The 21,167-nt window shown below is 64.2% G+C and carries 13 protein-coding genes; 6 read left to right on the forward strand and 7 right to left on the reverse strand.

Annotation, left to right across the window (positions count from 1 at the left end; translation table 11 throughout):
* Positions 1-60: 60 nt before the first annotated feature.
* Positions 61-912: a S1 family serine peptidase gene (locus tag ABT116_RS06720; RefSeq protein WP_351628797.1), complete on the reverse strand. Its 852-nt coding sequence runs from the start codon at positions 910-912 to the stop codon at positions 61-63.
* Positions 913-1,433: 521 nt separating this feature from the next.
* On the opposite strand from ABT116_RS06720, the gene ABT116_RS06725 reads away from it, so the two are divergent.
* From ABT116_RS06725 to aspS, 6 genes are all read left to right on the forward strand, one after another.
* A complete protein-coding gene (locus ABT116_RS06725; protein ID WP_502983827.1) occupies positions 1,434-4,967 on the forward strand; it encodes a helicase-related protein in 3,534 nt (1,177 codons plus the stop codon).
* Positions 4,964-7,702, forward strand: coding sequence for a DUF1156 domain-containing protein (locus ABT116_RS06730; RefSeq protein WP_351628800.1), 2,739 nt, complete (start codon positions 4,964-4,966; stop codon positions 7,700-7,702). Before ABT116_RS06725 ends, ABT116_RS06730 begins: the two co-directional genes overlap by 4 nt.
* 34 nt (positions 7,703-7,736) lie before the next feature.
* Positions 7,737-11,186, forward strand: coding sequence for a DUF499 family protein (locus tag ABT116_RS06735; RefSeq protein ID WP_351628803.1), 3,450 nt, complete (start codon positions 7,737-7,739; stop codon positions 11,184-11,186).
* 119 nt (positions 11,187-11,305) lie between these two features.
* Positions 11,306-12,268, forward strand: a complete 963-nt coding sequence (locus tag ABT116_RS06740) for a hypothetical protein (RefSeq protein ID WP_351628806.1) — start codon at positions 11,306-11,308, stop codon at positions 12,266-12,268.
* A gap of 51 nt (positions 12,269-12,319) precedes the next feature.
* Entirely contained in the window at positions 12,320-12,859 is a 540-nt protein-coding gene (locus ABT116_RS06745) for a hypothetical protein (protein WP_351628808.1), read from the forward strand.
* Positions 12,860-13,460: 601 nt separating this feature from the next.
* Positions 13,461-14,771, forward strand: coding sequence for an aspartate--tRNA(Asn) ligase (aspS, locus tag ABT116_RS06750; protein WP_351628811.1), 1,311 nt, complete (start codon positions 13,461-13,463; stop codon positions 14,769-14,771).
* 59 nt (positions 14,772-14,830) lie between these two features.
* Here the strand turns inward: aspS and ABT116_RS06755 are convergent, their stop codons facing one another.
* From ABT116_RS06755 to ABT116_RS06780, 6 genes are all read right to left on the reverse strand, one after another.
* A complete protein-coding gene (locus ABT116_RS06755; RefSeq protein WP_351628813.1) occupies positions 14,831-15,601 on the reverse strand; it encodes a hypothetical protein in 771 nt (256 codons plus the stop codon).
* Positions 15,602-15,637: 36 nt separating this feature from the next.
* Complete coding sequence (locus tag ABT116_RS06760; protein ID WP_351628816.1) at positions 15,638-16,543, reverse strand: radical SAM protein; 906 nt, start codon at positions 16,541-16,543, stop codon at positions 15,638-15,640.
* Positions 16,540-17,841, reverse strand: coding sequence for a radical SAM protein (locus ABT116_RS06765; protein ID WP_351628819.1), 1,302 nt, complete (start codon positions 17,839-17,841; stop codon positions 16,540-16,542). The genes ABT116_RS06760 and ABT116_RS06765 overlap by 4 nt, the downstream gene beginning before the upstream one ends.
* A 5-nt stretch (positions 17,842-17,846) precedes the next feature.
* Positions 17,847-18,206, reverse strand: a complete 360-nt coding sequence (locus tag ABT116_RS06770; protein ID WP_351628826.1) for a hypothetical protein — start codon at positions 18,204-18,206, stop codon at positions 17,847-17,849.
* Between the two features lie 348 nt (positions 18,207-18,554).
* Positions 18,555-19,133, reverse strand: coding sequence for a flavoprotein (locus ABT116_RS06775; RefSeq protein ID WP_351628828.1), 579 nt, complete (start codon positions 19,131-19,133; stop codon positions 18,555-18,557).
* Positions 19,115-20,350: a helix-turn-helix domain-containing protein gene (locus ABT116_RS06780; protein ID WP_351628831.1), complete on the reverse strand. Its 1,236-nt coding sequence runs from the start codon at positions 20,348-20,350 to the stop codon at positions 19,115-19,117. Before ABT116_RS06780 ends, ABT116_RS06775 begins: the two co-directional genes overlap by 19 nt.
* Positions 20,351-21,167 lie beyond the last annotated feature (817 nt).

Here is a 21,167-nt window from a genome sequence, read left to right on the forward strand (position 1 = left end):
GTCACCAGAGGCAACCGCCCGTCCTCGTCCGCCGACCCGGCACCGGCTCCGCCGGACGCTTCAGACGCCTGCGGAAGTCGATCGCGTCCAGCCGAGCGTCCGCATGATCTCGGACACACGCATGTACACCCCGGGGCTGCCGGCCTGACCGCAGCCGGTCCCCCAGGACACGAGTCCGATCAACCGCCCCTTGGCCACCAGCGGCCCTCCGCTGTCGCCCTGGCAGGCGTCCCGGCCCCCCTTCGTCTCCCCTGCGCACAGCATGCTCGTGGCATCGTAGGTCCCTTCGGAACCGCCCGGATACGCCTCCTCACACAGCGTGTCGGGGAGCACACGCACACGTGCCCCCCGGAGACTGTCCGGGTAGTCGCCGGCGCCCGAGGTGTCACCCCATCCGTAGACCGTCGCGGTCCCACCTGGCGTGTACGCAGGATCACCGCCGGCCGCCATGGTGATCACCGAGTCGCCTTGGAGGGGCTCGGCGAGAGTGAGCACGGCGAAGTCCCCCTCGTTGCTGTCCCCGTCGTAGGCCGGGTTTACCCATGCGCGGCGCACACCGACCTCCTGGCCGCTGCGGCCCTCAAGCAGGTCTGTGCGTCCGGCTATGACCTTGAGGTCCCGTACGCGCTCCGGGGGCCCATCCAGGAAGTTCTCGTCCAGGCAGTGGGCTGCGGTAAGGACGGTCGTGCGGCCCACCGCCACGCCGCCGCAGAAGTGGCCCGCTCGCGTACCCCCGAACCGGTCACGACTGGACAGGGCCACCGTCCACGGACTCTGGGATATCTCGACGGGAAATCCACCTATGACCACACTGTCGGCGGCCACAGGGGCACTGGAGCCCATTGTCAGGGCCGGTACCGCGACTGCCAGGGTCAGCGGCAGGAACAGAGCTCGTGCCAGACGACGACGCATTCGTGCTCCTCACTCCATGGTGTCGATGAGACACCCAGAGTGATCCACCCCGCCTGACTCCGCACCCGCGGCGAGGCAGCACTGCGAAGGCCCGGTCCCCTCAGGGGAACCGGGCCTTCGGTGTCGTGCGACCTCGCTCAGTCGAGGTAGTCGCGCAGTATGGACGGCTGAGCGCTGCGCTTGGCGTGCATACGCGCAGGTCGTTTGGAAGCGCGAGTCTGGAAATATCCTGGATTGAGCATCCTCATCCCGCGTTCCTGCTTGCGACACCACGCCGCCCCCTGCGACCTACACAGGTGGTCTTGGCTGATGGCTGTCTTCCTCGACGCCAGTCGGCTGTGCCTCGGAAGGCGGACTCCTGACGGCGGCCTTCTACGCGTCTCCCGGCGAACGTAGTGGCGCCCAGTCAGCCGAGTACTGAGGAGACATCTCCGTCTCGGGACGCACAAGCTTCCAGCTGAGGCATCATTGGACTCCGCTATACGCGTTACCACGGGGTGCAGTCGGCAGGAGGCTAAGGATTGTCTGGACAAAGCCCCCTCCGGCTCGAAGATCTAACCCCTGGCCGCCTGGTCGCGGGCATCACCCCCGGCGTAGACGTCGCAATAGTCGCGTTGCAGATGTTCGGAACAGCTGCTGCACAGGTGACGTACCGCCGTCCCGACGGCACGGTGGAAGAGACGATCCTCTACAGGGACCACGAGAGCAACCTCGCTCCAGGAACGTCCGCTTCCTCCCATGAGGGATTCGACGCCGACCCCGAGCTGTTCAGACTCGCGGCAGAAGCTTTGCGTATCCGCATGGCCGCGCGGGGCGACGCCATGTTGGCTGTTTCGACCAGCGTGCTCGACCCACTGCCACACCAGATCCAGGCGGTCTACAACGAGCTACTCCCCCGCACTCCCCTGCGGTTCCTGCTTGCCGACGATCCAGGGGCCGGAAAGACGATCATGGCCGGTCTCTACATCAAGGAGTTGGCTCTCCGTGGGGACCTGGAGCGCTGCTTGGTCGTCGCTCCTGGAGGTCTCGTTGAGCAGTGGCAGGACGAGCTTCTGGAGAAGTTCGGGCTCGACTTCACGTTGCTCACCAGGCAGCTCATCGACTCCACCATCGACGGCAGCGTCTTCGACAAGCACCCTCGGCTCATCGCGCGTATGGACGCGTTGGCGCGATCCGAGGAGATCCAGGAGCGTCTAGCCGAATCGGCGTGGGATCTGGTGGTCGTCGATGAGGCGCACCGCATGAGTGCCAGCTACTTCGGGACCGAGCTCAAGACGACGAAGCGGTACGAGCTCGGTCGCCTGCTCGGCCGGGTCGCGCGGCATTTCCTCCTGATGACCGCCACTCCCCATGCAGGCAAGGAGGAGGACTTCCAGCTGTTCATGGCATTGCTCGACGGGGACCGCTTCGCCGGGAAGTACCGAAACGGAGTCCACCAGCACGACGCGTCGGGCCTGATGCGGCGCATGGTCAAGGAGGACCTTCTCACCTTTGATGGGAGGAAGCTCTTCCCGGAGCGTCGTGCCTACACGGTCCCGTACGAGCTTTCGCCCGCCGAGCAGGAACTGTACGAGCGGGTCACCGAGTACGTACGTGACGAGATGAACCGTGCCGAGCGGCTCGACGGCCGTCGAGGCAACCAGGTCGGTTTCGCCCTCACTGTGCTGCAGCGCCGCCTCGCATCGAGTCCCGAGGCCATCGCAAGATCTCTGGAACGCCGTCGACGACGGCTCGAAGCACGACGCGAGGAAATGCTCACCGCGAAGCAGCGCGCCGAGCTCACTTCCACCACTCCGCAGCTGGCCGCATCTGTGACGCTGGCAGGAATGGAGTCGCTCGACAGCGAGCTGGACGACCTGTCTGGCGACGAGCTGGAGACGCTGGAGGAGGAGGTCGTTGACTCAGCTTCCGCCGCACTGACCATCGCCGAGTTGAAGCAGGAGATCGACAGCCTGCGGGAGCTGGAACGCTTGGCTAGCCGTGTCCTGGCGCTTGGTGAGGACCGTAAGTGGCTGGAACTCTCCACGCTGCTGCAAGACAACGAGCACATGAGAGACGCCGAGGGACGCCCTCGAAAACTGATCGTCTTCACCGAGCACCGTGACACCCTCGAGTATCTGGCTCACCGCATCCGCGCGCTCATAGGGCGCCCCGAGACGGTTGTGAGCATTCACGGTGGCACGCCACGTCAACAGCGGCGCAACGTTCGGGACGCTTTCAACCAGGACCCCGACGTTCTGGTGCTCGTCGCCACCGACGCGGCCGGCGAAGGCCTGAACCTTCAGCGTGCCCACCTCATGGTCAACTACGATCTGCCGTGGAACCCGAACAGGATCGAGCAGCGCTTCGGCCGTATCCATCGCATCGGGCAGACCGAGGTGTGCCACCTCTGGAACCTGGTCGCCGACAACACCCGCGAAGGCCAGGTCTTCCAACGGCTGCTTGACAAGATCGAGCAGCAAAGCAAGGCGTATCAGGGCAAGGTCTACAATGTCCTGGGCGAGATCTTCGAGGGTGAACCGCTGCGTGAACTACTGGTCAAGGCAATCCGTTATGGCGATCAGCCGGACGTGAAAGCACAGCTCGACGAGGTCATAGACGCGCGAGTCGGTGAGCGCGCCGTCGAGCTCATCAAGGGCCTTGCCCTTGACACCCAGGTTATGGGGATCGAGGACGTTCACAGGGTGCGGTTGCGCATGGAAGAGGCACAGGCTCGCCGGCTACACCCTCACTATGTGCAAGCGTTCTTCCGTGATGCCTTCGCCCGCCTGGGCGGTCAGCTTAAGCCCCGGGAATCCGACCGTTCCGAGATAACACACGTGCCTGTTGTCCTGCGTGAGGTGGGTCGCCTCGGTGATGGGCTGGGCGGTATGGTGCAGCGCAAGTACGAGCGCGTGTGCTTCGAGCGGGAACGCATCACCGTTCCGGGTAAGCCTCGAGCCGATCTCATCGCGCCGGGGCATCCCCTCTTCGATGCCGTATTGAATGAGACGGTGCGGCGACACGGACACCTGCTGAGCAAGGGCGCCATCCTGGTTGACGCCGCCGACTCAGGCGACCAGCCACAGCTCCTAGTCGCCTTGGAGCAGGACATCCTGGATGGCCACCGGCGGGCTGTTGACCGGACCTTCGCGTTCACCGAGCTGCTGCCCGACGGTGTGGCTCGCAACGCGGGCCCGGCCCCCTATCTCGACTACCGGCCCCCAACGGCCCTGGAGACTAAGGCCATAAAGGTCCTGCTCGATGAGGAGTGGCTGCGTGACGGCGGAAGCGGACGAGCGCTCGACTGGGCGATCCAGAAGGCCGTGCCGGAGCACCTCAATTCGGCTCGTGAACGCCTCCTCCCGGTCATCGACCGTACCCGCACTCAGGTCGAGCAGCGCCTGAAGCAGGAGATCAGCTACTGGTACGCCCAGGCCGGCAAGCTGGAGCAGGACTTGGCGGAGGGCAAACGGATCCGACATCGGCCAGAGCGAGCGCGGTCGTGGGCTGAGGAACTTGAAATCCGCCGCGAACAGCGTCTGGCTGAACTGGAGAAGGATGCATCCTTGCAGCCCAAACCTCCGGTGGTAGCTGGCCATGCGTTGATCGTTCCGATTGGCTGGCTGGCCAGAGCGGTTGGGGCGGAAGACGATGGTTCCGCCCTTGCCCCGCTGCACGCGGTAGATGGGTACGAGACCGACCGCAGAGCCATCGCCGCCGTACTGCGAGCAGAGCGGGATCTAGGGCGCATACCTGAGGAGATGGCCCACAACAACCCGGGATACGACATCCGTTCCCTGACGCCGGAAGGCCGATTCGTCCACATCGAGGTCAAGGGCCGCCGCACCGGAGCGGATCAGTTCTACATCAGCAGAAACGAGATCTTGGTCGCAAAGAACCGCGGCGATCACCACCGCCTCGCTCTCGTATCTGTGCACCCAGGGGGGCCGGAACATGATGAGGTGCGGTACCTAAGCAATGCCTTCGCCGACACCGAGTTCGGAGATCTGAAGGCCGAGGGGCTCCTGCTGTCGTGGCCGGATGCCTGGAACAAGGGAGGGGCTCCACTTTGAGCGCCGAAACGGACAACGAGTCGATGCCGAGGAAGCGGAAGCTCATTGAGGTGGCATTGCCGACGGAGGCCATCAGCAGGGCCAGCAAGGCGGACAAGGACCGCAAGGTCGGCACCATTAAGAACATCCATAAGTGGTTCGCGCCGATGCCCACCCCGGCGTGGCGGGCGTTGTTGTTCGCGGCTGTTGTGGACGATCCCGGTGACGAGGAGAAGCGGACAGAGCTGCTCGAGATCATCGAAGCTCTGGTCCCTGATAACGGAACGGCCCCGTCGCTGGAGGCGCTGAAGCGCGCGAAGGCGATACTGGCAGAGCAGGGGGATGAACTTCCGACTGTCCTTGATCCGTTTTGCGGTGGCGGATCCACCCTGGTCGAGGCGCAGCGACTCGGCTTCCCCACGGTGGCAAGCGACCTAAACCCTGTGCCGGTGCTGGTAACTCGCGTCGAAACACAACTTGTGCCCGCCGTGCTCGGTAAGCCTTCGGTATCCGGTGATGACGGAACATTCAAAGGCATGACAATCGACCCCCTAGCTGGACTTCTTGCTGATGTCGAGCACTATGCGAAACGCGTCGAGAGCGAGGTCAAAGTCCGGGTCGGCGACCTGTACGAGAAAGCAAAAGACGGTGAAGTAGTCGCGTGGATCTGGGCGAGGACTGCTCCCTGCCCGAACCCAACCTGCGGCGTAGCCATTCCTCTTTATAGCTCACCGTGGCTGAGTAAGCAGAAAGGACGCGAAGCTTGGCTTAATCGTGTCGTAGAAAACGGAAAGGTACGCTTCAATATCGGTACAGGCCTGAGTGCGAGGGTACCGAGTGCCACAAAGCGATCTGGCGTGCGCGGGAAATTCACTTGTCCGGCCTGTGAGCGTGAAGTTAATGAAGCATACATCCGGCACGCGGGCACCTCGGGCCTCATGGGAACGCAACTCCTGGCGATTGCAGTAGACAATGCTTTCGGTCGGCATTTCCTTCCGGAGTCGGAAGGAAGTCTCTCGGAGAGCATCGAACCTCCTGGCGAGATTCCAGAGTTGGAGTTCGCGAACAACTCGAAGCAGTTCAGTACGACACTGTACGGGTTGCGACGACAAGCAGACATTTACACTGCCCGTCAGCTCCATGTACTAGGCGCCTTTGCTGACGCAGTGGCCAAGGTTCCCGACTGGGTGAGAAATGACGGCGGAAGCGATGATCAGGCAGTGGCGATTTCCTCAGTCCTTGCCATCTGCGTCAGTAAACTTGCACAGTCCAACTCCTCCCAAACCCGCTGGCGTCTAGACTCCCGCAACGGTGCATCAAAGGCAGAGCCGGGGTTTGGTAGGCAGGCCATTGCCATGACCTGGGACTTCGCCGAGACCAACCCGCTCGGAGGATCGGTTGGAAGCTGGAAAGCGCAGGTTGCGAGTATTTCCAATGGGCTTACCCCCCTACCCCGACCTGCCACTCGCGGTGTAGCAGTTCAAGCTGACGCCCGTAAAGCCGGATCACTTGTCGAGCCGGGGAGTGCGCTCATTGCGACCGATCCTCCTTATTTTGCTCAAATCCCCTATGCCGACCTGAGTGATTACTTCTACGTGTGGCTCCGACGTGCAGCAAAGAATATCCATCCCGATCTGTTCGGCACGATGGCAACGCCCAAAACGGATGAGCTGGTAGCGAACCCATACCGCCAAGGCGGCCCCGAAAAGGCTCGCCAGTACTTCATCGATGGCTTCACGGAGACGTTTGCCTCGCTCAAGCGAGCATCCCGTCCGGACTTGCCGGTGATCGTCATCTACGCTCACCGGCAGGAGGAAACCAAGGATGGGGAATTGACGTCTTCGGCTTGGGATGCCCTACTCGAGGCCATGCTCGCTGCTGGTGTAAGCGTGGTCGGGACGTGGCCTCTCCATGCAACGAACAGCACTCGCCAGATCGGACAGGGAGCCAACTCCCTTGCTTCGTACATTGCAATGGTATGCCGTCCTCGTCGAGAAGATGCAGGGACCCTGGATCGCCGAGGCTTCCTGCAAGCCCTACGTCGCGAACTTCCTGGGCGGATCAAGCCGCTGCAGCAGAGTTCGATTCCCGCAAGCGACCTGGGTCAGGCAGCCATCGGTCCTGGGATGGAAATCTTCTCCAGGTACACCCGGGTCACTGAATCCGACGGTTCACCGATGCGTGTACGGACCGCGCTCTCTCTTATTACGAAGGCATTGGATGAGTTGCTTTCAGAGTATGAAGAGGACTTCGACTCCGATACTCGTTGGTGTATCAGGTGGTTTGAGGAACATCAGTGGGAGATTGCCGACTCCGGAGAGGCCGACAAACTAGCGAACCGCTACAACACCTCGATCCCAGGTCTCGTGTATGCAGGAGTAGTGAAGTCTGCCGCCGGTAAGACGAAGCTCATTGCGCCCGCCGACCTTCCAGTTAACTACGATCCAGCCACCGACGACCGCCTTGCCGTCTGGGAAGTAGCCATGCACCTGTCCCGTCTCATTGAGGGCAAGGGCCCAGGCACCGGCATTGACGCGGCCGGGGAATTCCTAGCTCGCGCCCGGACGCGCCCTGAAATCGACGAAGACGCAGTCAAGGGCCTGGCCTACCTGTTGCACAACGTTTGTGAAGGCCGAGGCTGGACGGAGAGCCAGCGGTGGTTCAACAACCTTGTGAGTACCTGGCCGGACCTGCAGACCGCGGCTCGGGTAGCGGACAAGCGCGGCTTGACAGCAGAGGAAGATGCATTGTTTTGACCGCCGAAGCCGATCACACAGAAGCGAGCCGGGCATGCAGAACAATGAGAAAGCGCACGGCGCCAACAGCGCAGCGGACACGGAAGCGTTAGAAGACAGGACTGCGGACACCATGGCAATGAGTAACCTCGACCGCATCGGCCGCGTCATCCAGCTGCTCCCCGATGGTCTGCTCCCGCTCGTAGAACGGGAGATGACCAGACGGCAGGGAACGACGTGGTTCGATGATGCAGTCGCCGAGGAGCGGGAGAAAGGGCGCAGCCTGACCTCGAAGCGCGACCCGCAGTTCCTGCTGAACATGATCCAGCGCTACTGGGGTTCGTACTTCCGTCACTCGCTGCCTGGTGCCACCCGCGGGTACGCCAGCGAGGTCAATGACGTCCGCAACCGGTGGGCACACAACGAGCCGTTCAGCGCTGACGACACTGTGCGTGCCTTGGACACCGCAGAACGGCTGTTGGTCGCGGTGGGTGCCACCGCTGAGCTGGTCGAGCAGATCCGCAAGTCCCGACTCGACCTCCAGCGGACGATGATCGAGGCTGAGACTAAGCGGCAGACCAAGCGCGCGGCCGCGATGCCGAGTGTTGCCGCTGACGGCCTCAAGCCTTGGCGTGACGTCCTCGTGCCGCACCAGGACGTGGCGCGCGGCGACTTCAACGCCTCTGAGTTCGCGGCCAATCTCGCGCAGGTGGCGAAGGGTGAAGGCGCACCGGAGTACACAGAGCCCGAGGAATTCTTCCAGAGGACCTATCTCACCGAGGGATTGCGCGAACTGCTGAGCAAATCGCTGAGGCGGGTCTGCGGGGACAACAACGCCTCGCCGACGGTGAACCTTCAGACCAACTTCGGGGGTGGCAAGACTCACTCCATGCTCGCCCTCTACCACCTTTACTCTCAGGGACTCCAGCCGCAACGGCTTCCTCAAGAGATGCAGGAGCTCATTGCGGCCTCCCCCTCGGGGCTGCCCAAGGAGGACGTGCGCCGGGCTGTGCTTGTGGGGACGGCTCTGGCGCCTGGCCAGCCCGACGTGAAGGCAGACGGCACTGTAGTCAACACTCTGTGGGGAGAGTTGGCCTGGCAGCTAGGTGGTCGGCAGGCTTACGACGTCATCGCCGAGGCAGACCGGACGCGCACTAGCCCAGGCTCGGAGTTGCTGCAGGACCTGCTCGCCGCGTATGCCCCGTGCCTCATCCTCATTGACGAGTGGGTGGTCTACGCGCGCCAGCTGGTCAACAACGACGAGCTTCCAGCCGGTACGTTCGAGACGCATTTCTCCTTCGCCCAGTCCCTGACCGAGGCGGTCGAGGCGGTGAGCGGTGCTCAACTGGTGTTGTCCATCCCGGCTTCAGAGGATGGGCAGAACGACAGGGCGGACGCTGACGAGATCGGCGGCGAAGCCGGCCAGGTGGCGCTGGACCGGCTACAGAAGGTCATTCACCGCAAGGCTGATGCCTGGCGGCCAGCGAGCTCGGATGAGTCCTTCGAGATCGTGCGACGCCGCCTCTTCGAGACCCCGACCGGTGCAGTCCAGGCGGAGATAAACAAAGCCGCCCGGCTCTTCACCCAGTTCTACGCCACGTACAAGCGGGATTTCCCGGCAGGTGTGGACAGGACCGACTACGAGCGGCGAATCAAGTCGACATATCCGATCCACCCGGAGCTCTTCAGCCGCCTCTACGAGGACTGGTCGACGCTTGACCGTTTCCAGCGCACTCGCGGCGTGCTGAGGCTGATGAGTGCAGTCATCCACGCGCTGTGGCGGGACCAGAACAAAAGCCCCATGATCATGCCGGGCGATATCCCGCTCGACGACCAACGCGTGGCTAGCGAACTCACCCACTACCTGGAGGACCGCTGGAAGCCGATCATCGATGCTGACGTCGACGGCCCCGACTCGACCCCGGTAGCGGTAGACAATGAGAAGACGGTGCTCGGCCAGCGGGCGATGAGCCGCCGCGTCGCACGCACCGTCTTCATGGGGTCTGCTCCCACTATCAAGGCCGCCAAGAAGGGGTTGTCCGAGGCGCACATCAGGCTCGGTATGGCTATTCCGGGCGACGCCATGGGGAACTTCCGTACCGCCCTGAACACGCTCGCCGACCGGTCCACATATCTGTACGGCGACGCTGACCGCTACTGGTTCGATACGCATGCGAACATCACCCGAAGGGCCAAGGACGAGGCGGAGCGGCTCATTGGCCGGGACGAGGATGTGTGGGCGGAGATCGTCCGACGGCTGAGCCCGATCCAGCACCGGCGCGGGGACTTTGGTGCCGTCCACATCGCACCGCAGCACACAAAGGACGTTCCCGATCTCGAGCAGGCACGGTTGGTACTGCTGCATCCGAAGTACGTGCACCGCGGCGGCAAGGACGTCCCAGACACCCCAGCTCTGGAGTTCGCTGCAGAGACACTGTCCACCCACGGCACAAGGAATCGAAGTCACCAGAACACACTCGTGTTCCTGGCACCGGACAAGAAGGACATGGGCGACCTCATGGAGGCGGCCCGCGAGTACCTCGGCTGGAAGAAGGTGCTCGACATCCAGCTGGAGCTTGATCTCACCGAGAGTCAGCGGCGTCAGGCACAGACTCGGCGCGACCAGGCAAACGAGAAGATTGAGCTGCGGATCGGCGACGCCTACCGATGGGCGCTGATTCCCGAACAGAGTTCAGGTGGCCCTATCGTCTGGGAGCACCTGAAGGTGGACGGAGGGCGCGCTGGTGACGCAGCCGTGCGCACGGCTGACCGCCTCAGGCGGGAGGGGCTTCTGTATGTCCAGCAGGCTCCCGCCTTGCTCTACCAAAAGCTTGTTGGACCGCTGTCGCGTATCTGGGAGCGAGGACACATCTCGGTGGGGCAGCTCTGGGAGCTGCACACGACCTACCCGTACATGAACCGCCTGGTGAATCGCCTCATCCTCGACCAGGGCATTGAAGATGTCTTGTCCATGGTGACCTGGGAGACGGAGGGCTTCGCACTCGCTTCTGGATTCGACGAGGAACGCGGACGCTACCAGGGGCTGACGTTGCCCGGCGGTAACGCGAAGTTCGGACAGATCACGGACAGCACCATCCTTGTGCGTGCGGATCAGGCGATCAGGCAACAACAGGCAGACGAAGAGGCAGCCTCTCAGAAGCGCGAGGCTGCCACCGCCACGTCGAGTAGTACTCCCGCGGCTGCCACGACCGCGACGGCGACAGGAACGACGCCGCCGGCGCCTGGCAGCTCACAGCAACCTGTCATCCCGCAAATCCCAACCCGTTTCTGGGCCAACGCGCAGCTGACCTCCGAGCAGTACAGCAAGAACGCGACGAAGTACTTCTTCGAGATCCTCCAGCACCTCGACGCCATCGGGGCCGAGGTGGACATCACCGTCGAGATCCAGGCCAGAAACCCAGAAGGATTCTCGGAGGACAAGGTGCGCATCCTCACCGAGAACGCCAACACCCTAAAGCTCAACGCCGAGTTCGAGATCGAGTAGAGGCCGGGATGGGTCTGCCGCTTCCTAGGAGCTGGCAGACCCGCTGGGAGGAGACACACTGAGCGACCCGCTGCGCACTCGCTATTCTGGTGACCAAACATCGTGACGGGGGAGCACCGATGGCTGCACGAAACCGGGACAGAACGGTTCACTTCTACGAGATCGCGAATGCGAAGGAACCGAACTCCCGGATGGAACACAGCGACTGGGGCGCGAGGATGCAAAGGCTGCGCGATCTGCCAATCCCGCAACGCACGGTGGAGTCAGCTGGCGAAACCCTGATCGGAGCTGTCGACCCCAATCAGCCGGATCCTCACCTGCTCCTGGCGAAGGTCCGCAAAGACGTGCCTCAGCAGATCAACTACGACGACGGCTCGTTCAGCTACCTGCAGCTCGCCGCCAACCAGGGGTTAGTCGACGTCACAACGGTGTACTTTCTCTCGTTCGGAAACGTCGTGGCCACGATGGGCGGCGGTATCTCGGCGCCGCGTGTGCAGGCGATCCAGAGATGGTTCAACGGCATGCACCTCACCAGTGAGGAGATCCGGCTCCGTCCAGTGGTTGATGCCCGATCTCGCGACAAGCTCGCCCGCGCAACCGCAGTGGAGAAGCTGACCATCCGCGTGCAGCCCGAGGCACACGACAGCCCGTCGGCGCTACGTAGCAGCTCTGACATCGGATCCGCGATCAGCCGGATACATGAGGAGTATCCGGACATGACGATCACACTGACACTGGAAGTGCCCAAAAAGCCCAAGTGGTACTCCGTGAGGCGCCGCTCACGCGGACACCGGCAGCTGCTGGACTCAACCTCCGCGCTTGCCTCGGACATCGGCGACTGGCTCGACAACACCGACGCGGTCGACGTCGCACGGGCCGAGGCGCACATCGAAGAGTGGAACCAGCAAGCGACAGACGAGAAGATTGACTTTGTAGCGGAACGCATCACCGCGAAGTGCAGGGTGCCCCTCGAGTCCACCGATGGGCACTCAATCGACCTCCACGTTGCCCTGACCGAGTTGGCGCGTGTAGCTCGCGAGCACGAGCGGACCCTCAGAGCCGCTGTCGGTGCTGACATCTAGGCTGGACTGCGACAGGGGGAAGTATTTCTACTGGCCGCAGGGGGACTCACCATGCTTGGCACTGGGGTCGGACCACGGCGACTGCTCAACAAGTGGCGCGCACGACCGAGCGCTGACTGGCTGATTGTCGTCGTGGTTCTCGGGGTGCACCTCGCCTGGGTGAAGTGGTCAGGGAGCAGTGACCTCTTCGGGAAACCGGGGCGCGAGCAGCGCTTGGAGATCTACACAACGGGAGCCACCGTCGTCGCATTGGTCGGCAGCTTCGTCACCGCGGCAATCTCCCAGTACGCAGCGGCTACTGGAAGGCGCATGCGGACCCTACGCACAGCCGGACCTCTGGCGTCCCAGTTCCGGCGAAACTGGGTCAGTATTCTTTCGGCAACGCTCTTGATCGCGGGTGTCTGCCTATTGGCCACAGCGCTGGACACCACGGAGACCGATCCCGGCGGCGTTCACTGGATGGTGGAGGGAGCGCTTCTGCTTGGGGTAGCTCGGTCGTATCGGCTGCTCTGGCTGTTCGACGCGGTGATCAAGGCCACAGATCGAGACCTGGCAGATAGGTCCCCGGAACCGCAACAGCTGCGGGGGTGAACGGCAAGCCGTTGACAGCTGCCCTTGATCATGTTGGTGCGCCAGTGGCGCGGGCGTATAGGGCCAGCGAGATTCCGCGGGGTGTGAGATCTCCGTGCGTCCCGTCCTGGCGCCAAGGCCCCCGTCTGGCCCGGCCGTCGACGGTGAGCCCGCCGGGACACGGCCTCGACCAACCAACCCTGCCTCCTTCAAGCGCGCTCCCTCGACCTTCGCCGGAATCGGCTCCAGACCGAGCGCCGCGCGGCGGATGGGGCACATTCACGGCAGGTTTCCCCTCCACGAGGCGGTTCTTGATTGCAACTGCCGCCACACGCTCCGTATCCTGCTGGGCAACGCGTTGACGGAGACGAGTAGCCACGGATCACGCGAGTAGAGAGAGCCGCCGGTAGCTGGGAAGGCGGTCTCGCGCCCCGAGGTGAAGACCCTCCTGAGCGCGGGGAGGAACGGCCGCTCTAATGGTCCAATGCCCCGCCGGCCAGCCCCCGTCACCGGGCCTGAATGAGGTCGCCACCTTGTGGCGGCGAAAGTGCGGTGGTACCGCGAGTTGCCCTTCTCGCCCGCACTCCCAAGGGATCATGACGACGTCCTTCGGAGGACCGAAATGATCCACAGCCGCGTACACGTCTCCGACCTGCGAGAACACGTCGGCAGTACCGTCACCATCTGCGGGTGGGTGAACACGCTCCGCCTGCAGCGCAAGATGCAGTTCGTCCTCGTGCGGGACCACACCGGCACGGTGCAGGTGACCCACACACGCGACGACGGGCCGCTGGAAGCCCAGCTCGAAGCACTCACACCCGAGTCAGCGATCCGCATCACCGGCCGCGTCGTGGACGCCGCCCAGGTCAAGCTTGGCGGCCTGGAGATCGTCCCCGAAGCGGTCGAGGTCCTCAACCTGGCCGCCACACCGCTACCGATCGACGAGCACACCGGCTTGGAGCAGCGGATGGACTGGCGCTTCCTGGACGTGCGCCGCCGTCCAGCCGCCCAGCTGATGTTCGCCGTGCAGACCACCCTTGAACAGGGTATGCGCGAGTACGCCTACGCGCGGGGCGCCACCGAGATGCACACCCCCAAGCTCATGGGCACCGCCTCGGAGTCCGGCGCGGAGGTCTTCGAGCTCGGCTACTTCGGCCGCAGCGCGTATCTGGCGCAATCGCCGCAGTTCTTCAAGCAGATGGCGATCGCGGCCGGGATCGACAAGGTCTTCGAGATCGGGCCGGTTTTCCGCGCCGAGCCGTCGTTCACCTCCCGGCATGCCACCGAGTTCACGGGCGTCGATGTGGAGCTGGCCTGGATCGACGGCGTCGAGGACGTGATGGCGTTCGAGGAGCAGATGCTCGCCCACGCGATCGCCAAGGTCGCCGGCGCACATGGCGAGGCGATCGCCGAACACTTCGGCGTCGAGGTCACCGTCCCCACGACGCCCTTCCCCCGCGTCACCATGGCCGAGACGCACGAAATCCTACGTGAGGGTGGCTGGGACCCGGCAGGGATCAAGGAGGACTTGGACCCGGAGGGTGAGCGCAGCATCTCGGCCCACATCAAGGAGACCACCGGACACGAGTTCGTGTTCATCACGCACTACCCGGTCGGCATCCGGCCCTTCTATCACATGCGGCCAGCCGACGACGCGAGCGTGACCTTGAGCTTCGACCTGCTGTGGAAGGGATTGGAGGTCACCACCGGCGCGCAGCGTGAACACCGGTACGACGTGCTGCTGAAGCAGGCCGCCGAGAAGGGCATGAGCCCTGAGCCCATGCAGGACTACCTGAACGCGTTCCGGCATGGGTGCCCGCCGCACGGCGGGCTTGGCATGGGGCTCGGGCGGGTGCTGATGGTGATGCTCGGCCTGGACTCTATCCGTGAGGCCACGTTCCTCTTCCGCGGGCCGAACCGGCTCACCCCGTAGCCAATCGTGAGTGCGTCCCACGACATGGGGCGAGTCGCCTCGTGTCGTGGGACGCGGTCTCAGTAGCGGACGTTGCGCAGGTCGTGCATCCACGCCTCGCCGGGGTTCTTGTCCCAGTAGGCCCGCAGTGCCAGCTCACGCTCGGAGAAGAGGCCCTGGTGACTCAGGCCGCCGTGGGAGAGGGTGACGCTCATGGCGAGCGCCGACTCGGTGGTGACCCAGTGAGGTGTCAGGGCGTGACTCCACAGCAGGTCTCCGGGCCGCATGGTGACGGAGTGGCGGTCGGCAACGTCGTGCTCGGGCGGCTCCTCGCCAGTGGTTTCTCCGATGACCGCAGCGTCGGCCGGCAGATATTTGTCGGGGTCGAGGTAGCTGTGGAACGTTTTGGAGCCGTGGACCTGCCAGGCCAGCCCGTGCGAGTTGTCATTGTGGTAGGTCGAGGACCCGCCCGCGGTGGACAGAAACAGGATGGGTGCCAGGCGCTGCCAGGTGAAGCCCCGGGCGGACAGGTGGGTGCGCCAGGGGATCATGACCTCGTCTTGAAAGCCGCTCAGCAGGTCGTCGTAGAAGCGGCTGAGGTTGAAGTGCACCAGTCGGAACGGCCAGGTGACGACCTCTTCGAGCGGGGCGGTACGGAAGGCAGCGGTGCGGTCCATACGTACCTGCCAGTCGTCGTCCCCGAGGATCGTGAACCGGACCTCCTTGTCCTTGCGGATGTGGTCCAAGATGTCGACGGCGGGCAGGAACGTGTAGTCGAAGGGAATGTCCAGCGGGAAATTTGGCGGCTGCCGCCACCGACGGGTGAAGTCGTCGGGTGTCGTGATCGTCATAGGGCAGTCCATGGAGTCGTGTGCGCCGGGCCGGTCTCACGCCTGCGCGGCACACGGCGCACTGCGTTCGTCGGACTCGGCGGAGAGGCGGCAGATGGCAGCACAGTCCGGGGTCACCCGGTCCTGCGCCGGAGCAGTCAGGAAATATCTGATTGCGGCACGGGGTGCGTTGACACTCACTGACGCCTGGCCGTAGGGGCAGCGTCGTATGTAACCGTCGGCGGACACGTACGCGGTCGCCGAGCGGCACGACCACCGCTCACCCCCAGCTGGCGGTAGCTGCAGGTCCCGCAGCTCCTTGAGGTAGGCCCGGTACCGGCCGGACAGGTTGAAATGGCGGCCCAGCCGGTCGGCGTCGAGGTGCTGCTGCACCAGATAGTCCTGGACCGATTTGCCCTCGCGGCGCAGAGCTCGCTCATCGAGGACGACAGGGCTGAACTGAATCTCCACGTCCGCCTCGGACACGAGGTCGGCCAGATCCTGGCACTCACCGTCGCTCAAGCCCCAGCAGGTAACGTGCAGGATCTTCATGCCGGTGCTGATGGTGCTCAGCGTGTCGATACCCGAGGCCGCTGTGCGGGTCGTGCGGCCCAGCAGCATCGCGCCCTGGGAGTCCGCGGAGACAGTCACGTTGGCCAGCAGATGGGCAATCTCGGAGAGAGCGGTGACCTCGGCCGCGGTGCGGGCTGAGGTCACCATCGACACCGACATTCCGAACTGGTGGGCCAGTCGTACGAACTGCCGCAGCCGCGGGTGGTGCGTCGGTTCGCCGCCGCTCAGGCACACCCCCTCCACGCCCGTTTCCTTCAGCCGTGACAGCGCGCGGGCGTAGGTTGCGGTGTCGAGGAAGCCGTGGGCACGGTCGGCCCGGAAGCAGAACCCGCACGCCACCTTGCAGTGCCCGGCTGTGGAGATCAGCGCCGTTCGGACTTGTGTGTTCATTGCACCCCCGTGTTGTCCCACACGGCGATCTCCACGGTGCTCGTGTAGAACGCGCACATCTCGGGGTCCGGTGTGCTGCCTCCGATGAGCGCCTGTTCGTTGCGGGATGGCCCGCCACAGATGGCGAGAGCCGGGCAGTTCCCGCACTCGGGGACGGGAGCGACCTTCTTGGCCACGCCGGCCAGGCTCCCCGGATCGGCTCGCACCTCATCAAGGGTGCGCAGGAAGGACGGCTCGGTGAAGTTGATGTCGCACAGACTGACCCGGTGGCCGGGCAGCAGGGCGGCGTTCAGACTGCGGTCGCCTTGCATGTGGTCGAACAGCATCGGCCGTCGGGTGTCGAGGGCCTGGAAGGCGCGGTCCAGGACGGAGAACAGCATTCCGCCCCGTGTCAGGGCGGTCAGCCGGGCCCCGTACAGCTCGCGGGCCAGATCAGCGCCGTTGACCTGCCAGCGGCCCGCGGTCGGAATGGGCGTATTGACGTAGATGAACTTCAGCCCGAGGTCGTCGATGATCCACCGAACGGTCTCGGCAAGGCGTCCGATGTTCGCGGCCGTCGGCGTGAGGTTGCAGCCCACGTGCAGCCCCTCCGCCTCGATGAACCGGGCGACGTTGCGGCGAATCCGGTCGTCCGCGGGCTGACCGCCGAGCAGAAGGCGGTGCGCGGAGTTGATGCCCGGAGGGCCATCGATGGAGATACCGACGCCGTACTCGTACGCGACGAAATGGTCGAGAGCCTCATCCGTGAGACGGGCGCCATTGGTGACAACTGTGCGCCGCACCCTGGCCACGTCATAGCGCTCAGCGAGGGTGTCGGCGAGCTGATCGCCGTACCGCATGAGGTCGAAGCGGATGGTCGGCTCGCCGCCGAACCACTGGATGGACACCTCGTCCTGTCCGGCGTTCTGCTCGAACAGGAACTCCAGCCCTTCCGAGAGCTCCTCCTTCGTCATGTCCGGCTTACCGGTGTTCGTGTCGACGAAGCAGTAGGTGCAGGCCATATTGCAGCGGTCGGTGAGGACCACGCGTAGGCCGCTGATGCGGCAGGGGGTGGGGTCGAGGCCCAGGAGTCGAAGTCGGTCATGGAGTGCTTCGCGCCGGTCGGCCACGGGGCCTTCGGGAGTGAAGCCGAGCCCTGCGAGGGCTTCGTGGGTCGTGGTCGGGGGGACCCCGGCGAGGTCGTGAACCTCGCCGGAGTCGATGAACACACTGCCCAGCGTGACCGGATCGAGGAGAACCGCTTCCCCATCCCGCTCGTACTGGAAGTACTTCCCCCACAGCATCCGGGGGACGGCCATGGTGGTCAGGCCGCCGTTTCCTCTTCGGCGATCCCGAGCTCGCCCATGACCTCGCGAACCTTCTCCTCGGCGGCGGCCTGGAGCTTCGCGGAGGTGGCCGGCGAGCCGCCGTCGGTGAGGACGATCATGCCGGGCAGCGTCGGGTTCGGTGCGATGACCGTGATGCCGGCCGGGTCGGTGCCGATGACCATGATCGCGTCCTTCAGCTCGACCCAGTCGGTCCGCTCCTTGAGCGCCTCGATGATGCGGCCCTGCTTCTCTTGGAAGGAGGCACGCTCCCCCATCCACACGCCCGCCTTCGACTTGGAGTCCACGACGTCCGCGTAGATCAAGTGATCCTTCTTCGCTCGCCTCGCTTGGGGCATGACTGATCCTCCCTGGGTACTGGACACGCTGGACAACCCCGTGCATCCGCCGGAGTCAGGCGGAGGTGCCGCCTCGCTCAGATGTCTTGAGCAGGACGGCGCTTAGCATTGCAGTGCGCCGACAACCGAGCAGGGTGGTCGCGTCGACGTCCCGCCGCCAGCCCTGCTGCCCTTAAGTGCACACAGCAGCGTGGTGCACGTGGGTGAGTGGCTGGCCATGAATGGTCGGCGCTCCTCTCTCCGGTCGGCGCGTCTGCAACATGGCAGACAGCTTCGACGTATCGGGAGGCAGCAGCCCTGACAAACTGTCCGGGTCCGTCGTTTTGGCAGCTCAGAGGGCTCTTCGCGTCAGGCCATGACGCGCTCGGCCGTGTCGAGTACTGCCCTCCAAGGCAGCTCACGCCCGCCGGGGGCTTGTCGAGGCTCGTAGAGGGGCCAGACATCCGGTCCATAAACCAAGTGCACGTTGGCTTCTCGCAGCGTTGCGATGTGGCGTTTCCAGGCGGGGTGTCGGACATGGGCCGCGTTGACCCTGGGGAACACCACGACGGGTAGTTCGAGTGTGCCGATGGCTTCCCCGACTTGCGTCAGCGCTTGGTTGTCGGCGAGGCCGGTCGCGAGCTTGGCGACCGTATTAGCGCTCGCCGGAGCCACCACGTAGCAGTCCACCTTCGGGTGCGGACTTGCCTCACCGGGCAACCGCGCTTCGTGCCGGACGGGCAAGCCGGTCAGCTTCTCCAGGCGGTCGAGCTCCCCACTCATACGCAGCCAGTGACCCGCCGTCGGCGTGAGTGTTACCGCCACTCGCCAGCCTCGTCCCAGGGCTGGCTCTACGAGCCCGGTGCGCAAGGTCTCGATCCCCCCAGCGCTGGAACCCACGACTCCCAAGATCCGGCCATTCCCTGTGCTCACTGCACCGCCCTGCACCGTTGAGCCATCACGAACAGCTCCGACGAGGGAGCTCCGCCCGTAACCGGAGCTTGCTTGATCAGGTCGCGCAGCGTGTCACGGACACGAGGATTGTTCCGCACGAGCTGTGGCGATGTGGACTCGGCCATGCGCAGTTGTGTGAAGGCGTCGTCCACTCGCCCGGTCAGGGAGAGCGCCCGGGCGTAGTCGATTCGGTGAGAGACGCTCCGCTCAGCCGCTATGTGGTCCACATCGATCTCACCGTGCTCCACCAGGTACGACACGTTGTCGAGATCCAGTTCCGCCGACAGTCGGTGGAGCATCACGTTCGTCGGGCCGAAGCAGGTGTGCCAGTAGTTCTCGTCTGAACCAAGGCGGTCGGCCAGCTCCTCGGCGCGGTCCATGAGGTCTTGGACGGTCGAACGATCCTGGTGTCGGGCTCCGGCGATGGCCGCTCGGAGATAGATCATGCCCAGCAAGCTCAATGCGGCCGGATCGCTCTCCTTGATGCGAGCAGACAGCCACCTCGACGCCGTCATCGCCAACTCCAGAGCATCGTCGTACCGGCCGTTGGCTAGTAGGGCATGCGTGCCCGACCGCGCAGCGGAGGCGAGGACCAGTGGATCCTCCGACTCGTCGGCAGCCCGCATAGCTCTCTCCGCCGCGAGCCACGAGATGTCGGATTCCCCCACCTTGGCAAGCGTCGTGGCTGCGAGGTGATGGACGCGCGCAGAGACTGCCCAGGAGTTGGTGCGCTCTGCGGCGGAACGAACAGCACGATCTTCGAGCCCATGGGCGGTATGAAGAAGTCCGGGAAGCGCGGCGACCACCTTGCCGAGTCGACCGGCCTGGTAGTCGTCCCAAGCCTCTTCGACGCGAGGTGCGACCGAGCTCGGGCTCGGGAGCTGGCTCTCAACCTCTGCCCCGAAGAGCAACCGAGACAAGCGGCGGGGACTCATCAGAGCGTCCCGGACAGCGGGTACGTCGTCTTGCTGGCGCTCATCCTCCATCAAAACGGGTTTCCCGAGCAGGTCGCCAAGCGGCACCCGAAGCACACGGGCCAGTTCGGCAAGCATGTCGATTCGGGGAGGCTTTCGCCGGCCCGACTCCGCCTTCGCCAGCCAATCGGTACTGCGACCCACCAGGCCAGCCAAGACCTGCTGTGTGTAACCGCGACGTCTCCGATGGAATGCGATCCGCTCACCAATGGTCAGGTGATCCCCGAGCCCACGCATGCGTGCCCTCCCGCTCAGTAGGAGCCTGGCTCCACGATAGCGGCGCCCTACGGTTACCGCCGAGGCCGTAGCGAATGACGCCCGAGGGCCGGAACAGCACCCGAGGAAGCCATTGGTCGAGGACCAGATCACCATGCGCTCATATGAGCTGTAATTTTTACATTAGAGAGGGAAACGGATCAGGTGCGGGGGTCATTCGCGAGATGTTCATCACGCCACCACCCTCCCCCCTCCGTTCGAGGGGACCCTACCCACCCTCATATCCCGCCCCACACCCGACGACTTTAATTTATCGCCACCCCCTTTAGGTAATGAGACACAAAGGATTCTTTAGCGGGGGTGACATTAAATAGAAATGGCCCTTTGCCCGGCACGCCATGGGCGGCTTGCATATGGCCTGGGGCCCTATCACCGACACCAGTACCTACCACCATGGGATACCACCCCCGCCATCAGCCGGACCTCTATGGTTACCGGCCCCTGCCCTGAGTGAGTCATCCGATATGTCGACGCACGCCGCCTCCCCGTCCAATCGACGGGCCTGGAGCCCCGCCACCACTCCGCTGTGTTCCCCTTCAACCAGCACAGGCCCCAGGCCCCGTCCCGGACAGTCACTTACCCCGCCGGGAGTTCACCCGAGGCGGAGGCACATGCGAGGCGGGAGGCACGAGGGGTCCGCTCTGGGTGCGATGGGATCACGGCACGATGGGGCGATAACAAGAGCCTCTGAAGTCAGTCATACAGGCCGCCCGAAGACCGTGAACCGGATCCCATCAACCGCTATCGACAAGCGTCGACTTCTCGAAGAGGTAAGAGG

It is taken from the genome of Streptomyces sp. NPDC002130 (assembly GCF_040296465.1).
GTDB lineage: Bacteria > Actinomycetota > Actinomycetes > Streptomycetales > Streptomycetaceae > Streptomyces.

What these genes read in the sequence shown, in the direction of transcription:
- ABT116_RS06720 (WP_351628797.1), bottom strand. Translation starts at nt 912, where the DNA reads ATGCGTCGTCGTCTGGCACGAGCTCTGTTCCTGCCGCTGACCCTGGCA.
- ABT116_RS06735 (WP_351628803.1), top strand. Translation starts at nt 7,737, where the DNA reads ATGCAGAACAATGAGAAAGCGCACGGCGCCAACAGCGCAGCGGACACG.
- ABT116_RS06740 (WP_351628806.1), top strand. Translation starts at nt 11,306, where the DNA reads ATGGCTGCACGAAACCGGGACAGAACGGTTCACTTCTACGAGATCGCG.
- ABT116_RS06745 (WP_351628808.1), top strand. Translation starts at nt 12,320, where the DNA reads ATGCTTGGCACTGGGGTCGGACCACGGCGACTGCTCAACAAGTGGCGC.
- aspS (WP_351628811.1), top strand. Translation starts at nt 13,461, where the DNA reads ATGATCCACAGCCGCGTACACGTCTCCGACCTGCGAGAACACGTCGGC.
- ABT116_RS06755 (WP_351628813.1), bottom strand. Translation starts at nt 15,601, where the DNA reads ATGACGATCACGACACCCGACGACTTCACCCGTCGGTGGCGGCAGCCG.
- ABT116_RS06760 (WP_351628816.1), bottom strand. Translation starts at nt 16,543, where the DNA reads ATGAACACACAAGTCCGAACGGCGCTGATCTCCACAGCCGGGCACTGC.
- ABT116_RS06765 (WP_351628819.1), bottom strand. Translation starts at nt 17,841, where the DNA reads ATGGCCGTCCCCCGGATGCTGTGGGGGAAGTACTTCCAGTACGAGCGG.
- ABT116_RS06770 (WP_351628826.1), bottom strand. Translation starts at nt 18,206, where the DNA reads ATGCCCCAAGCGAGGCGAGCGAAGAAGGATCACTTGATCTACGCGGAC.
- ABT116_RS06780 (WP_351628831.1), bottom strand. Translation starts at nt 20,350, where the DNA reads ATGCGTGGGCTCGGGGATCACCTGACCATTGGTGAGCGGATCGCATTC.